Source organism: Bacillus sp. FSL K6-3200 (assembly GCF_038630485.1).
GTDB classification, from domain to species: domain Bacteria; phylum Bacillota; class Bacilli; order Bacillales; family Bacillaceae; genus Bacillus; species Bacillus safensis.
Window position 1 is genome coordinate 17446 of the sequence record NZ_CP152032.1, and the last position, 16486, is coordinate 33931.

At 41.0% G+C, this 16486-nt stretch carries 15 protein-coding genes; 2 read left to right on the forward strand and 13 right to left on the reverse strand.

The features are described 5' to 3' along the window. Positions 1–7 precede the first annotated feature (7 nt). From murD to MHI60_RS00125, 10 genes are all read right to left on the reverse strand, one after another. On the reverse strand, positions 8–1363 hold the full coding sequence (gene murD, locus MHI60_RS00080) for a UDP-N-acetylmuramoyl-L-alanine--D-glutamate ligase (protein WP_144470403.1): 1356 nt from the start codon (positions 1361–1363) through the stop codon (positions 8–10). Then, the gene (gene mraY / locus MHI60_RS00085) at positions 1364–2338 is read right to left on the reverse strand and encodes a phospho-N-acetylmuramoyl-pentapeptide-transferase (protein WP_003211854.1); all 975 of its coding nucleotides are present in this window, start codon (positions 2336–2338) and stop codon (positions 1364–1366) included. Positions 2339–2473: 135 nt separating this feature from the next. Beyond that, positions 2474–3949 carry a UDP-N-acetylmuramoyl-L-alanyl-D-glutamate--2,6-diaminopimelate ligase gene (locus tag MHI60_RS00090; protein ID WP_144470401.1) on the reverse strand — a complete coding sequence of 492 codons (1476 nt, stop codon included), beginning with the start codon at positions 3947–3949 and terminating at the stop codon, positions 2474–2476. Between the two features lie 211 nt (positions 3950–4160). After that, positions 4161–6080: a stage V sporulation protein D gene (locus MHI60_RS00095; RefSeq protein ID WP_024424263.1), complete on the reverse strand. Its 1920-nt coding sequence runs from the start codon at positions 6078–6080 to the stop codon at positions 4161–4163. A 128-nt stretch (positions 6081–6208) separates the two neighbouring features. After that, positions 6209–8359: a penicillin-binding protein gene (locus MHI60_RS00100; RefSeq protein WP_222122335.1), complete on the reverse strand. Its 2151-nt coding sequence runs from the start codon at positions 8357–8359 to the stop codon at positions 6209–6211. Between the two features lie 7 nt (positions 8360–8366). Next, positions 8367–8714 carry a cell division protein FtsL gene (gene ftsL, locus MHI60_RS00105; protein ID WP_039178324.1) on the reverse strand — a complete coding sequence of 116 codons (348 nt, stop codon included), beginning with the start codon at positions 8712–8714 and terminating at the stop codon, positions 8367–8369. A gap of 37 nt (positions 8715–8751) precedes the next feature. Next, positions 8752–9684, reverse strand: a complete 933-nt coding sequence (gene rsmH, locus MHI60_RS00110) for a 16S rRNA (cytosine(1402)-N(4))-methyltransferase RsmH (protein ID WP_024426925.1) — start codon at positions 9682–9684, stop codon at positions 8752–8754. A 66-nt stretch (positions 9685–9750) separates the two neighbouring features. Further along, a complete protein-coding gene (gene mraZ, locus MHI60_RS00115; RefSeq protein WP_003211163.1) occupies positions 9751–10182 on the reverse strand; it encodes a division/cell wall cluster transcriptional repressor MraZ in 432 nt (143 codons plus the stop codon). 128 nt (positions 10183–10310) lie between these two features. Further along, positions 10311–11930, reverse strand: a complete 1620-nt coding sequence (gene bshC, locus MHI60_RS00120; RefSeq protein WP_144470397.1) for a bacillithiol biosynthesis cysteine-adding enzyme BshC — start codon at positions 11928–11930, stop codon at positions 10311–10313. Between the two features lie 70 nt (positions 11931–12000). Beyond that, positions 12001–12900 (reverse strand): 2-dehydropantoate 2-reductase, encoded by a 900-nt coding sequence (locus tag MHI60_RS00125; protein WP_095408411.1) that lies wholly within the window; start codon positions 12898–12900, stop codon positions 12001–12003. A 210-nt stretch (positions 12901–13110) separates the two neighbouring features. On the opposite strand from MHI60_RS00125, the gene MHI60_RS00130 reads away from it, so the two are divergent. Beyond that, positions 13111–13590: an N-acetyltransferase gene (locus MHI60_RS00130; protein ID WP_007499784.1), complete on the forward strand. Its 480-nt coding sequence runs from the start codon at positions 13111–13113 to the stop codon at positions 13588–13590. A 46-nt stretch (positions 13591–13636) separates the two neighbouring features. Here the strand turns inward: MHI60_RS00130 and gerR are convergent, their stop codons facing one another. The 3 genes from gerR to MHI60_RS00145 form a co-directional block, all read right to left on the reverse strand. Next, positions 13637–14176 carry a sporulation-specific transcriptional regulator GerR gene (gerR, locus tag MHI60_RS00135; protein ID WP_041084939.1) on the reverse strand — a complete coding sequence of 180 codons (540 nt, stop codon included), beginning with the start codon at positions 14174–14176 and terminating at the stop codon, positions 13637–13639. Positions 14177–14314: 138 nt separating this feature from the next. Next, positions 14315–14488, reverse strand: a complete 174-nt coding sequence (gene rpmF, locus MHI60_RS00140) for a 50S ribosomal protein L32 (RefSeq protein WP_008354700.1) — start codon at positions 14486–14488, stop codon at positions 14315–14317. Positions 14489–14509: 21 nt separating this feature from the next. Next, a complete protein-coding gene (locus MHI60_RS00145) occupies positions 14510–15028 on the reverse strand; it encodes a DUF177 domain-containing protein (RefSeq protein WP_019743276.1) in 519 nt (172 codons plus the stop codon). A gap of 206 nt (positions 15029–15234) precedes the next feature. Between MHI60_RS00145 and MHI60_RS00150 the strand changes: the two genes are divergently transcribed. Continuing rightward, complete coding sequence (locus MHI60_RS00150) at positions 15235–16482, forward strand: nucleotidyltransferase (RefSeq protein WP_186437322.1); 1248 nt, start codon at positions 15235–15237, stop codon at positions 16480–16482. Positions 16483–16486: the final 4 nt, after the last annotated feature.

The window sequence follows — 16486 nt, forward strand, 5'->3', positions numbered from 1 at the left end:
CAAGCCCTTATTTAAGCATATGCACGGCGTTTACAAACATGTCTCCACGTTCTTCAAATGTTTTATGCTGATCCCAGCTTGCACAAGCCGGAGATAATAAAATCACGTCTTCTTCTTCAGAAATGTTAAACGCCGCAGGTACTGCTTGTTCAACATTATCGACATGTTTTACGTGATGTATTCCCAGTTCTTCACCAAGCTTCACAAACTTAGGTGCCGTCTCACCAAATGTAATAATTCCTTTTACATTTTTCATAAAAGGTTTCAATTCATCAAATTCATTGCCGCGATCAAGTCCGCCGGCTAATAAAATAGTCGGCTGCTTAAAAGCTGACAATGCTTTACTTGTTGCCAGTATATTGGTGGCTTTACTATCGTTATAGAATTTTCTGCTTTGAATTGTTTCTACAAACTGCAGACGATGCTTCACTCCACTAAATGTCGTGAGAACGTGTGCGATTGCTTCATTTGAACAGCCTGCATTTTTCACCACACAAATAGCTGCCAAAATGTTTTCTTGGTTATGCTCACCAGGAAGAACAACACTCTTTAAATCGATAATGTGTTCATTCATGTAGTAGATCGCACCATTTTTAATATACGCACCATGTTCTACTTGCTCTTTCACGGAGAAAAACACTTTTTTTGCTTTTGAAGCTTCAGCCAGTTTTACGACCGATGGATCATCGAGGTTAATGACTGCTATGTCATCATCAAGTTGATGTGCGTAAACTTTCTGCTTTGCTTTTTCATATTCATCACGAGTATGGTGATAGTCTAAATGGGCATCAAAAATATTTAATATTAAGCTGATTTTAGGTCTGAAATCAACTGTTCCCATTAACTGAAAAGAAGAGAGCTCTGTTACGATCCACTCATCGCCAGCTGCATTTGCAGCGACTTCGCTGGCAACTGTTCCAATATTACCTGCCACTAAAGTTTTTTGACTGTCTTGTTTTAGCATTTCATAAATCAAAGTCGTGGTAGTGGTTTTTCCATTTGATCCAGTAATCCCAATAAAAGGAGCTGAGGTTAAATGATAAGCTAATTCTATTTCCGTCCAAACTGGAATTTGGCGGCGAAGCGCTTCTTGAACCATGACATTTTCATATGGAATTCCCGGATTTTTAATTAAAATTGTAATTTCTTTATCATCGAATATACGAAGAGGATGGCTGCCACAAATGACATCAATCCCCTTTTCAGATAGAAGCTGAGCAGGTTCATTTTCTTCAAACGGCTTTTGGTCATTTACTGTAACATTTACTCCATGCTCATGAAGAATGGAAGCTGCCGCATATCCGCTTTTTGCAAGACCTAATACTAGTACATGTTCGTTTTTTAACATTTGCATCTTATTCAATTATAACCACACCTCGATGTAAATTCCTAAAACAGCAAGTAATAAACCAGCTGTCCAGAAGGTGACAACTACTCTCCACTCAGACCAGCCAACTAACTCATAGTGGTGGTGAAGCGGACTCATCTTAAAGATTCTTTTTCCAGTTGTTTTAAAGGAGATCACTTGAAGAATAACGGATAACGTTTCGACAACAAATACTCCTCCAATAATGACAAGCAAAATTTCAAGCTTTGTTAAAATGGCAATCGCTACAATCGCTCCGCCTAAAGCAAGCGAGCCTGTATCACCCATAAATACTTTTGCAGGATGCGCGTTAAACACAAGAAACCCAAGGACGGCTCCAGCAACAGCTACTGAAAAGATCGCTACATCGTACTGTGATTGATTCCAAGCCAGTATAGCAAAGGCTCCGAAGGCAATTGCAGCGGTTCCAGATAATAGACCATCCAGTCCATCCGTTAAGTTCACGGCATTAGAACCTCCAACAAGCATGAAAACGACAAGGATAAAGTAAGCCCATCCTAAATCAAAGCTGACATCTGTTCCTGGAATACGAATCGTCGTTGCAAACTGATAATAATGGAAAACTGCATAAAAAATCACCGCGATCACAATTTGACCGATTAATTTCTGCTTCGATGTTAAACCGAGGTTTCGTTTCATCGCTACTTTAATATAATCATCTAAAAATCCTAATAGACCGTAGCCAAGCGTGACAAATAACAATAAAAACATTTCTGGACTAATCTCAGAAAATTTGTTGATCATCACAATCGTCGTAATTGTGATAGAAAAGATAATCATAATTCCGCCCATTGTCGGAGTACCTGATTTCTTTTGGTGAGACTGTGGTCCTTCTTCTCTAATACTTTGACCAAATTTAAGTCTTCTTAAAAACGGAATAAAAATCGGGGATAAAAGAACACTGATTAAAAATCCCATTATGATTGTAAACAATATCACCTGTTCAAGCATCGTTCTTTACTCCTTCCGAATTTCCAAAGCCGTTTTTCATCTGAAAATTGCATTCATTATTAAGGTATTCATTCGCGTTCTTCGTATGTTGTTTTTGTACAAAATGCTTCATTTCATTACACTCTTTTCATCATTTTAAGATTTGTTTAGATCTAAAATAGCGTCCATAGCAACCTTTGCATCATCAAAATCGTAAACTTGATCGCCAACGATTTGATATGTCTCATGACCTTTACCCGCTATTAAGACTGTATCACCTTTTTTCGCATTGGCAATTGCAAAAAAGATGGCTTGTTTACGATTCACAAAGCTATGATAATATGCGTCTGGCACCCCATTTTCCATGTCCTTTAAAATAGCTGAAGGATCTTCGCTTCTTGGGTTGTCTGATGTAAATACAGGCTCATCTGCATACTTCACAGCGATTTGGGCCATTTGAGGACGCTTTGTTTTATCACGGTCGCCGCCGCAGCCTATCACACAGAAAATTTTGCCCTCTGTTAATTCTCTACACGTTGTAAGGACATTTTCTAAGCTGTCAGGTGTATGGGCGTAATCGACGATGACAGGGAAATCTTGATCACAGTTCACAAGTTCAAATCGGCCTTTGACTCCCTCCAGCTCTTCAATAGCACTCACAATTGTATCAAATGTTAAGCCAGATACGATCCCTACTGATACAGCTGCCAGGATGTTGTACACATTAAACTTTCCGATGAGGGCAACTGTCACATTTTTTGTGCCAATTGGAGTGATCAAATCAAATTGAGTTCCCTTCGGCTTGATTTGAATATTCTTTGCCATGACATCTGCTTCTTGCTCTAAGCCATATGTCATGACTTCAGCAGCTGTAACTTTTTCATAATAACTCGAAGCGTCATCATCTGCATTTAAAATCGCATGCTTCGGCTTATCGTGATGAAAGGCACTGCCAAGCTGCGAGAATAGTAAGCTTTTCGCATGTTTATATTCTTCCATTGTGTTGTGGTAGTCAAGATGGTCCTGCGAAAGGTTTGTGAATACAGCAATATCATAATCACATCCATGAACCCTGCCAAGATGCAGTGCATGTGATGATACTTCCATAATGGCTGTATCTACATCTTGATCAAGCATCTGTTTAAAGGTTTTCTGAAGCGTGACACTTTCAGGTGTCGTGTTTTTCACATCGAGAATGTCATCATTCACCTTCATATACATCGTACCGATTAAGCCTGTTTTCTTTTCGGCTTTTCTCATCATTTGTTCAATCATGTGTGTTGTGGAAGTTTTTCCGTTTGTGCCTGTGATCCCGATGAGATTCAGCTTATGAGTTGGCTGCTCGTAAAACGCATCAGCTATTCTTGCAAGAGCTCTTTGAGAGTGTTTCACAATAATGACTGGTACAACTGTTATGTTAAGAGGGTGTTCTGCTACAATCGCTGCAGCCCCGCTTTTCACCGCTTTTTCAGCATAATCGTGTCCATCTACTGTATAGCCTTTTATACAGACAAAAAGGCTTCCTTTTTTCACCTCTCTTGAATCCATTTCAATGGAAGTGATATCAGGATTTTCGTTTATTAATTCGTTGTTTTCACTTTTAAAGTATGTAAGGAGTTCTTGTAATTTCATTTCATATCAAACCTCTCAAATTCGTTCACGTGCATGTCTTGTGAAAAAAACACACAGTCTATATTTTATCGTAAAAAAAAGGATACATCCAGCGTATTCCTTAAGTTTCTCTTGGAAAAAACACACTTTAGGCTCTTTTTTTCAAACAGACCTTCTCTTTCAACAAAAAGAGGCAGCCGAATGAGTGCGGCTACCCTCTGTTCATTCTTTATTATTCATCGTTTAAGTATAATCTGATGGTGGAGCCTTCTTTGACTTTTGTCCCGGCAGCAGGCGATTGCTTCACCACTTTACTGCCAGTTCCAGAAGCATCGATCTTCAGGTTAATCAGTAAGGATTCAAGGTCTGAAACAGATCCCCCTACAAGATTCGGTACTTCAATGGTTTTTGTGTCCAGCCACTGGTACTTCTTTTCAATTTGTCCTTTTCTTTTTTTCACACCCATCTCAGGCAGGCTGTCCCGCATAATATGACCAACAATTGGTGCTGCAACTGTCCCACCAAATTGAATGGTGCCTTTCGGGTTATCTACTGCCACATATACAACGATACTTGGATCATCAGCAGGCGCAAATCCGATAAACGACACAATGTGATTATTTTCCATGTACTTGCCGTCCTTTACCTTCTGTGCTGTCCCTGTTTTCCCGCCAACTCGATAACCTTCAACAAATGCATTTCGGCCAGTCCCTTGAGCGACTACACTTTCAAGCGCATATCTGATTTCTTTTGATGTTTCTGCTGAAATCACTTTCTTTTTGGCAATCGGCGATTGCTTTTTCACAACCTCTTTTGTGATTGGATCTATCCATTCTTTTGCAATGTATGGCGTGTAAAGTGTTCCGCCATTTACCGCAGCTGCGACGGCAGCCACTTGCTGTATCGGCGTAACAGATACACCTTGACCAAAGGCAGTTGTCGCCTGCTCTACAGGACCAACCCGGTCCAGCGGGAACAAAATGCCTCGCCCTTCCCCTTGAAGATCGATTCCTGTTTTTTGGCCAAACCCGAAATTTTTAATATAGGAAAATAATTTATCCTTTCCAAGACGATCGCCTAGCTCAACAAAGCCGGGGTTACAGGAGTTTTGAACCACTTCTAAAAATGACTGTGATCCGTGTCCGCCTTTTTTCCAGCACCTAAGCCTTGCACCATCAACTGTCACAGATCCGCTGTCAAAAAAATGATCGCGTTTTAAATTGACTTTTTTCTCTTCTAGTGCTGCTGCAAGTGTAATAATTTTAAACGTCGATCCTGGCTCATATGTGCTCCACACCGGTAGATTTCGGTTAAACACTTTCGAGTCAACTGATTGATAATCCGCTGGATCAAAATCCGGTCTGCTCGACATCCCAAGTACTTCACCGTTCTTCGGATTCATCGCAATCGCAATCATGCCATCTGGGTTATATTTTGCCTGTGCATTGTCTAATTCACGTTCTATAATGGTTTGTACTTTCGCATCGACAGTTAATTTCATATCAAGACCATCTTTAGGCGGTGTATAATCATCTGCTTCATCTGGCATTTTTTGCCCTTTTGCATCGGAATAGAACTTGACAGAGCCTTTTTCACCTTTTAGGTCATCGTCATAATAGGCTTCCAGTCCAAGTAACCCTTGATTATCAATTCCGGCGAAGCCAAGCACATGAGAAAGAAAACTGCCAAACGGATAGTGTCTGATGCTGTCTTCCGCAACATAAACGCCATCTAAATCAAGCTCTCTGACTTCTTTTGCTTTTTCATGAGATACTTTTCTCCCTTCTGGAGAAATTCGTTCGATTGATGTTTTCTTTGTGACGTGCTTGTACGCTTTCTCCTCAGACATATTCAGGACTGCCGCCAATTTCTTACTTGTTTCTGCGGGATCTTTAATTTGCCGGGGGACGACCAATATAGATGGGGCACTTTTATTTGTTGCAAGCTCTACCCCATTTCGGTCCAAAATATCTCCCCTTTCTGGTTCGAACGGGAGGTTCCGGCTCCATGAATCTTTTGCTAAGCTTGTCAGCTTCTCGCCCATAATAAACTGTACATATCCTAATCTAGTATCTATGATGAAAAAAATGATCACCCCAAACAGCAGCACGAAAAGCAATCGTTTTCTCACTGTTACACTTGATACTCGCACGCCCGGTTCACTCCTTACATACATATGGCTTGTTTCCATCATATGCAGGCCCGTCCTTATGTAGAACGTCTCGTCTATCCCGCTTGGCAAAAGAAAAAACCTAGCAAGTCGTTTGCTAGGTTTTGCAGTTAATTCGGGCTTTTAAATGTCACAGTGATGACTTTATCTGAAATCTCTGCTCCACTTTTCACACTTTGTTTGACAGCATATCCTTGTCCCTTTGTTTCTATATGCACACCGGAAATGGAGGCATATTGAAGGACTTCCCTTCTCGACCAGCCTGTCATATCAGGCATCTTCATGGTTTTTCCTGCTGTTTTCAAGAAGACTTTCTGGCTTTCAGAGAATTCAGAGCCTGCACTTGGCCACTGTCGTTTAATGGAGAGGCCGTCGCCGATAACAATAGGCGTTAAGTTTTTATTTTTGGCTTCTGTTTCCGCCTGCTTCACCTCTAAATCTAGGAATGAAGGCATTGTTTCTTGTTTCACTTTTTGTCCGCCTGATTTTTTATCGTCTGTTTTTGTTGGTGCAATATTTAAATATAGCAAACTATTTTTCATCACTGGGTTAAAGATTTGTGCAACTGGGGCAGAGCCTGTTTCTGTGTCAGACAGCTGCGGCTGCTGTACAGCGACATAAACGAGCAGCTTCGGATCATCTTTTGGCGCCATTCCCATAAATGAAAAGACGTAATCGTTTCTTCCCTGGAGGTAACCGCCGGCACCGCCAATTTGTCCTGTACCTGTTTTTCCAGCAACGTCAAAGCCTTTGATTTGGTAAGGCTGACCTGTTCCAATTTTCGAAGAAACAACCTCACCTAAAATATCACGGACTTGCTTTGCTGTATCAGAGGAAATTGGTTTTCCAGCTACTGTTGGTTCGTGCTGTAAAATCGTTTTGTTTGTGTTCGGGTCTGTAATATGATCAATGACATATGGCTTCATCATCGTTCCACCGTTCGCTACCGCTGTCGCTGCTTGGATTTGTTGAATCGGTGTAATAGCAGACGCTTGACCATAAGCCGTCGATGCTTTGTCATATTCGTATCTGTAATTGATTTTACTAGACGCTTCGTTCGGCAAGTCAATGCCTGTTTTGTCGTAGAAATGGAATTTTTGTAAATATTGTTCGTATCGCGTGAAGCCTAGTTTTTCTTTTGCCAGCTTTGCAAAAGCTACGTTTGACGAACGGAGAACCCCTTGATGAAAGTCAATTTTTCCCCAGCCATTTCCGTTGTTGTGATCTCTTACAAGGCCGCCGCCTACTTTATAAGTACCGGATTGATATTTATCATTGCCTTGGTAGACCCCTTCTTGAATTGCCGCAGCAAGTGTAAAGATTTTCATCGTTGAACCTGGCTCAAACGCATATGAAATGACATCATTGTTATAATTCGTAATGTCTAATTCATTTAAATTAAAGCTTGGCCGTTGTCCCATTGCGAGCACCTTTCCCGTTTTTGGGTCAACGACTGTGGCAATGATTTTCTTCGGTTTATATTTTTTGGCAACCTGCGTCATACTTTCTTCAAGGAACGCTTGAATTTTTTGATCGATAGTCAGCGTGACGTTTTTTCCATCTTTCGGAGCGACAATGTCTTCTTTACTATTTGGAAGTGCCCATCCGCTTCTGTCACTGTTATATGTCACATATCCGTCTTTTTCTTTTAAATATTTGTTCAGTGCCTTCTCAAGTCCCATCGCGCCTGACATGTCCTTCGTCGCCTCATCTAATCTTGCATAACCGATTAGATTCGAAGCAAACATGCCGTTTGGATAATATCGCTTCGTGTCTTTTTCAAATGCGATCCCTGGAAGCTTTAGCTTTTCAATTTTTTCTTTTGTTGAAAAACTGATATCTTTCCCAGCTTTACCAAACTCAACTTGGAACGCATCTTTTGTATTCAGACGCTTTAAAATTTCGCTTTCGCTCATATCAATTACTTTTGACAGCTCTTTTGCTGTTTTTTCTTTGTCGACGACATGCATTGGGTGCTTTGGATCGACCGTCATTTTCTTGCTCATGACTGCAATGAGCTTATAGACAGAAGTATCCTCTGCAATCACATTCCCATTTCGGTCTAAAATAGACCCTCTTTTGGCTTCAAGTGTTTTCTTTGATTGATATTGTTCATTCGCCTTTGCGGCTAACACTTGGCCATCGACCGTTCCTGTAATCTGAATATAGATAAAACGTGCAAGGATGATAAAGAAAAACAGGGCGAAGCAAATACTCGCAATTGCCGCGCCTCTGTTCATCATTTTATTCTTTTTAGGCATCGCCATCTTAATCGACCTTCTTAACATCTTTCGATATACTTAAGCCTGCTTTTTTCGCAGCTTCGATGATTCTCTCTGGTTCACTCAGCAAGTCTTTTTCCTTTTGAAGCTCAGTGATCTTCTTCGATTCTAAAGATACTTGCTGTTCTAATTTCTGCACCTCGATATTGGCGTGATAGACAGCAAAGGCTTTAGAAATGATGAGAATGGAGCTGCACATGAGAGCCATGACAAACATGACAAGTAAGATTTTTTCACCAAGTGTGATAGAACCTCGTCTTTTGATAACCACCGATTGGCCTTGCTGCTCTGTTTGATATTGCTTTACTTCTCTTTGGTAAGCCAAATTACTCATAAGAAACCTCCTTTTTATCATCATCTATGGTGTCGTTTTACTTTTTTTCTGCAATTCGGAGCTTCGCTGAACGGGCACGGTTGTTATGTTCCAGCTCTTGTTCTGATGCAACGATTGGTTTTCTCGTGATCAGCTTCAGTTTTGGTTCAAGTCCTTCTGGAATCACTGGTAGTCCGTGCGGAAGTTCTGGAAGAGAAGACATTTCTTTAAATGTACTTTTACAAATCCGGTCTTCAAGTGAATGGAATGTAATGACAGAAATTCTCCCCTTCGGATTGAGTAACTCTATTGCTTGTTCTAGTGCTTCTTCAAAAACTTTTAATTCATCATTTACAGCAATTCGGATCGCTTGAAACACTCTTTTTGCTGGATGTCCGCCTGTTCGTCTTGCAGGTGCGGGAATTCCTTCTTTGATAATGTCGACAAGCTCACCTGTTGTTTCAATTGGCGCTTTTTTTCTAGCTTCTTCAATTTTGCGTGCGATTTGCTTGCTGAATTTTTCTTCCCCATATTTGTAGAAAATCCGAACTAGATCTTCAAATGGCCATTCATTCACCACTTGTTTTGCCGACAATGCGGCTGTTTGATCCATTCGCATGTCAAGAGGTGCATCATGGTGATAACTAAAGCCTCTCTCTGGTGTGTCGAGCTGAGGCGATGAAACCCCAAGGTCAAAAATCACACCGTCTACGCTTGTAATACCTTGTTCATTCAGACGTTCTTTTAAATATCGGAAGTTGCTTTTTATGAAAAGAATGTTCGCTTTAGAATCCGCGAGCTTCTCTCGTGCATGATCCAGTGCAGCATCGTCTTGGTCAAATCCAATTAATGTACCTTTTTCTGATAGTTGAGATAGTAAATATGAGCTGTGTCCTGCTCCGCCTAGCGTGCAGTCTACATATGTACCGTCTTCTTTGACGTTTAAACCGTCAACTGTTTCTTTTAATAATACTGTCTCATGTTGGAACATGATGTTATGGTCCCACCTTTTTCAAATAGAAATGAATGTGTAGAAAGCTTGCTGCACAAGGGATTATTATATATCAAATCCAATCATGTTTTCAGCAATTTCAGCAAAAGAATCTTCTTGCTCTTCTGTATATTGTTCCCAGATCGACTTACTCCACAACTCAATTCGATTTGAAACGCCGATGACCACACATTCTTTTTCGAGTTTTGCATATTGGAGTAGGTTTGATGCGATGTTAATGCGCCCCTGCTTGTCCAGATCGCATTCAACTGCGCCGGAGAAGAAGAACCGGGTAAACGCACGTGCATCTTTTTTCGTTAGCGGCAGTGCTTTGAGTTTCTCTTCGATTAGTTTCCACTCACTCATAGGGTAGCCAAATAAACATTGATCAAGCCCTCTCGTCAGCACAAACTGTTCTCCGAGACCGTCTCTAAATTTAGCAGGGATGATCATGCGCCCTTTTGTATCAATCGTATGTTGGTATTCACCCATGAACATGATAATCAGAGCCCCACTTTCTCACCCTTACTCTCCACTATCCACCACTTCTCTCCACAAAACTTATTTTACACTGTTTCTACATAAAAAAAAACCCTGAACTAGTCAGGGTTCATTAAAACTTTATTTCAAAGTTTGACAATTTGCTGCTTGTTTTGAAATGAAAATGGCAGATTTTTGAACGTTTTGAAGAATTCTGGACCATATTTGTTTAAAAAGTACATGATATTCCAAATTCTTTCTTGCGGGGCATCTAGTGGTTTTAAACTGTTTTCAATCCGTTCAAAATCTCGAAGGATATATCCTTCCTTCTCTTCCACACGCTGCGCTACCTTTTGATAAACAAATTGAAGCTGGTCTTCGATAAATTTGGCATTTTTATCTAGCAGCTGCTCGAAGTTTGGTTCAACTTCCAGTGCTTCTTGCCTCAATACGCCATGAACATTCGCTAATTCACGTTTTGCCTGATCAACGGCTTGAACAAAGCTGTCTGGAAGGCTTTGCTCAAAGTGAGCCTCTTTCTTTTCTTTTACTCCGCTTGTGAGCACTTCTTCTACCGTGAGCTCTCTGACCGGCAGCTTCTTGTCGATGTGCCTTTCAAGAATGGTCACGTGCAGTCTTGGAAGAACAGGTGCCATCTTTAATTTAAAGTGCTCAAAAATTCCTTTCAGCTCTCCCCAATAGTTGACTTCACCGTGTCCTGCCATAAAAGCAAGTGTCGGGAGAAGGGTTTCCTGCATTAAGGGACGCGTCACCACATTGTTACTGAACCGTTCTGGGTGCTCCTCAATTTCCTGCAAAAGCTCTTCTTTTGTCCATGTAAGCCCCACTTCTGATATAAAAAACTGACCGTTCTCTTTTTCAATAAGGAAACGCTCCTCATCATATTCGTAAAACAGGTTCGCCTGATTATCACCAGCTTCAATGATCGGCTGATATCCCGCTCGTTTCATGGCAGCCTGCGTTTCATTCAAGCGAGATGTGACCGCATCATTTGTCTCGACAATGTGCTTGAATAACGTACGCTCAAGTGGTTTGACGCCTAAGTCTCCTGAATTAAATAGAAGCAGTCCATCTTCTTCAAAAAGGTCGCATACAATCCATTCAAAGAAATCAGTAAATGTTTGTGATTTGCGTAAACATCGAAGAAGCTGATCAAGCAAGTCATTTGTATATGCAGATTCCTCATACGTTGAAAACACATCACGGAGCCACTTCTCTGTTTTTTCTTGATGCAGCGGTGTTCTTTTTGCAGCAGTTTTTTTGACGCTATGTAATGGCAGCTTTTGCTTGACTGGACCTTTTTCACCAGATGTGTAGACAAAATTAATTTCATCTACGTCATGATCCTCACCTGCTACCCAAAAGACTGGAATCACAGGAACGCCAAGCGCTGATTCTTTTTCCTTTGCGAACTGAATAATGGATATGATCTTATGTATGGTATAAAGCGGCCCTGTCAGTAGGCCAGCCTGCTGCCCTCCAACCACCATGACACTCCGTTCGTCACGGATCTTTTCAATGTTCTGACGCATCGCTGCCGATTCAAACTTTGCGTGGTATGCGCTCATATAATCTGCTAAAGCCTCGCGCGGGAAGCTCATTTCCATGAGATCGTCGTATCTCTTTTTCCATGTGTGCTCAGAATGTATATCATAATCAAAAAAAGCAGTCATCTCTTTTTTTTCTTCTATATAATCACGTATGAATAAATTCTGACTTCGGATGGAAAGTTCAGTCAATTGCATGTTTAGAACTTCCTTTCTTCAATAAAATAAATAGTTAGTTTCCCGAAAAAAGTATAGCATGTAAATGAGCTCACTCAAAAGATTTTGTTTGCTTTTTTTCCAATACTTCCAAGCTTCGATTGAAGAAAGTAAGATGTGGCGCCATAATCTCTTGAGCTTGAGCCTTTTCTAAAAGATAGCCAACGATCGCTTTTCTTTCGGTTTCACGGCCTTTGACGATATCTTGAAGCATTGACGATTGATTGGCGGCCGTTTTCTTACAAATTGAAACGACGTGTGACCAGAGCCGCTCTTTTTCAGGCAGACCTAGAATCGACAATGCTTCTTCAAATGCACATTTCATCATGTATTCATATGAAGGATTTCCGATCAATTCCCCATTTTTCACGTGCAATAAAGCCGTGAGCGGGTTAATGCAGACATTAACTAGCAGTTTTTCCTCCAGCACTTTTTTCCATTCATCCGTATAAATCATCTGAAAATGAGCCGGCGTTTCATTCAAAGCATTTCTCACATCAGCTGCATCCTCAGGATGAAAAGCTCCCCACTTGATGACACCGATCCCTGTATGGTTCACTGCGTGGTCTGATACCTTCATGGCCCCGTGCTCTACGACACCTATATATATCGAATGCGGCGTGTCCCATTTTTCTAAATCTAATAAGTGTGCCATTCCATTCTGTAAAAATAAGATTCGCTGACGAGGTAATGTCGATAGTTCATCAAGCACCTCTTGCAAATGGTGATATTTCACCGTCACAATAAGCAGATCAAATACTCCTGTAATCCCTGCCCTTGCCTCGGCAGCCGACTGGAATGTCTCTCCTTTTACCGTTCGCTTAATTCCTGATGTTCGAATCTCCTCTGCCTGTTCTTTTCTTCTTGTCAAAACAGTGATGTCATGATGCTGTGATAAATAACTGGCACAAAGCAGACCAATCGCACCGCCGCCAATGATTCCAATATTCAACTGCCGCACTTCCCTTTTTCTGTTTACTTCATCATATCAACCATTTTAACAGTTTCAAGCCGCGAAGCAAAAAGCAGATAGCGCGCCGCGATTGAATTTTTTTAATTTAAAAACTATAATAATAAGTGTAAAAACTTTTTAAGGCGGATGGGATGAAAACGCCTTCAATGACATCACTGTCGACATTATGTGTGTAAGGGGGAAGATCATATGACACAAGTAAAACGACTTCTAATCAATTACAAAACTTTAGAGGAATTTAAACAATTTAAGGAATATGGTATACAAGAACTATCCATGCTTGAAGACCTTGAAAGTAATATGATTGAAAATGACAGCAACTCTCCATTTTACGGGATTTATTTTGGAGATAAGCTGGTCGCACGTATGAGCCTTTATCAAGTGGACGGCTCGACGACAACGTACTTTGACCACAATCATGATTATTTAGAGCTCTGGAAGCTGGAAGTGCTTCCTGGGTATCAGCGTAAAGGGTACGGCGAAGCACTTGTTGATTTCGCCAAATCTTTCGGACTGCCAATCCGGACCAATCCACGCGTCAAATCTGCTGGTTTTTGGGATAAAATGGGCTTTGAAGCAGTAAAATATGATATGGAACGCGATAAAGGTGAAAATCCACTCATCTGGGAACCTGCCCATATCCAAAAGAATACAGGTGAATCCGCATAATCAATGATGGCAAAACGCCCCTCCTTTCTCTGTGAGGGGCGTTTTCTTATTTAGCATATTCTTTTAAGTTGATATTCTGTTTGACTCTTTCAACAATCCCAATGAGTGCCCGGTAATCTTCTTCTGTCATTTTTAATTGCCGCTTCAAGTGTTCATTTTCTTCCGTGAGCGACTTCAGTTGATGCTGTGCATCCGCCAGTTCTTCGCGTAAATAAGCAGAGCCAGCAGGTTCTTTTTCAAGCTGCTCTAAGAACTGAATCACTTCTCGCAAGGTCAATTCAGCCTGATCGGAAGATGCCTTTTCTTCTATCGTTAACGTATTTTGCGGTAAACCCGAGGAATGAATCCCAATCTTTTTACGCAGTTCTTTCCGCTGTTTTTTCGCCAGCTCAATGCCTGCCTGATATTGTTTTCTGACGTATGAGTTCCATCTGAATCCACATGCTGCAGCTGTTCTTGACAATGCTTTCCCGACTTCCTCAAATGCGGAAAGCTGCGTTCCTCCATCTCGAATGTGCCTTAAGACGACTTCTGCTAAAAGTAAATCTTCATCTTGTGTCCATGCGTCCTGCCTTGTAATCGTCAATTGATCATCCCCCCTGAATCTGAATACCACATCATATGCGCTTACTAGAGTAGATAGACTATTTGCAGAAGAGAAACCTAAAAAATAGACAAATAAAAAAACGCAAGGGAAGATTCCCTTACGCTTTTTTATCAAGCATTAGTTGCTTTTTACGTCTTTGCCTTTGTATGTTCCGCAAGATTTGCAGACACGATGAGAAATTTTCATTTCACCGCATTCTGGGCAAGCTACCATACCAGGTACTTGTAGTTTGAAATGCGTACGACGCAATCTTTTTTTCATTTTAGAAGTTCTTCTAAAAGGTACAGCCATTATTCCCACCTCCTTAAAGAGTTAAGATTCATTATTTTCTTCTAAGAGCTTCTTCAAGCCTTCCAGACGCGGATCAATTCGGTTTTGATGTGCATCTTCCGAAATGACCGCCCAGTCATTCCCTTCCTGTGGTGCAGCACCTTTTACATCCGTTTGGTCGCAAAAGATTTGCATCGGCACTTCAAGAAGAATTTCTTCCTTGACTATAGGCGTTAAGTCGATGATATCGTCTTCTACAACAGATACGTCTTCATCTTCTATATCGTCTGTCTTATGAAGTACAAATAGTTCTTTCGTTGAAATCGCAAATGGATAATTTACATCAACAAGCGTTCTTGAACAAGGCAATGTCATTTCACCTGTGATGGTTAAATCAAATGCGACTTGCTTTGATTCGATCACTCCAGTCCCTTTCACCTCTACTGGTGAAATGCGACGTATATCTGAATGAAGGCTAGTAAGTTCATTTAAGTCAACCGTCTCATGAAAATCGAAGCTGTTTTTAGCTTTTTGATGTAACTGATAAACTGTCCATTTCAATTGTATCACCTCTAAGAGCAACAAACATGATTATAGCTTTCATCATGCTATTTGTCAATATTTTTTCTTTACAGTCTTTTGTCATGTCAGAGCGTTGTTTGACATCAGTTCACGGAATGCCTACACTGAAAAAAATGGGCTTCATTTTTCCCTTATGCTACTGTAGCATAGACCATTTAACCATAGCAAGAAAGGCGGAACATCTATTGAAAGCAACAGGAGTTGTTGTCGAGTACAATCCATTTCATTATGGACATGCCTATCATGTTCGCCAGGCGAAAACACATACCTCCTCAGATGTAGCCATTGCCGTCATGAGCGGATCCTTTCTCCAGCGCGGAGAACCTGCTATCGTCTCTAAATGGGCACGTACAAAAATGGCATTGCAAAACGGAGTAGACATCGTGTGTGAGCTGCCATACATATATGCAGTGCAAAAGGCAGAAACCTTTGCAAACGGCGCTGTATCCATTCTAGACGCTTTAAAATGCCGCTCCCTTTTTTTCGGAAGCGAGGATGGGGACATTAAAGCATTTGAGCGAACAGCTCACGCTTGGCATGAAAAAAAAGAAGAAATTGACCTTTTCACAAAAGCAAAGGTCAAAGAAGGGCTTAGTTATCCGGCAGCCTCTGCCGCTGCGTTTCAAGAGGTCATTGATCCTAAACACTTACTGGATCTGTCTAAGCCCAATAACATTTTAGGCTTCCATTATGTCAAAGCCATCTTAGAGAGATCTCCTCACATAGAGCCCTTTACCTCTCAAAGAATTGCATCCGGTTATCATGATCAAGAGCTTCCTGAACATCAGAAAATTGCAAGCGCAACAAGCATCCGAAAAGCCTTAAAAGGGAACCGTTCATTTGATACTGTCACCCCTTATCTCCCGGAAGCTTCGCTTAAGCAATTACATGACTATTATTCTTCTTATGATCTTTTACATACACAAGAAGAATATTTCAGCTTCTTAAAACATGTGTTTCACACAATGGATACAGCAGAACTAGAAGGCATCTATGAAATTGAAGAAGGCATCGAACACCGCATGCAAAAGGCGATCACACATGCGTCCACCTACGAGGAATATCTATCACTTGTGAAAACAAAACGATATACGTGGACAAGGCTGCAGCGGATGAATACGCACCTTTTAATGAGGGTGAAGAAAACGGTCATGCATGAGCTGCTAAAGGAGAAACAAGCACCATACATTCGTTTACTTGGTATGTCAAAGAAAGGTCAGCAATACTTATCTCTTGTAAAAAAGGAATTGGACGTACCGCTTGTCAGCAAGCTGTCCTCCTTTTCACACCCTGCCCTTGATCTTGACATTCGCGCTACCCGCGTCTTCAGCCTTCCCATCAGCGAACCAATGCAAACAAAGTTAACAGAAGCAGAATTTAAAACCTCACCGATCCGCTATGATGAAGAGACGGGTCTCTTCCAATCTCGATAAAAAA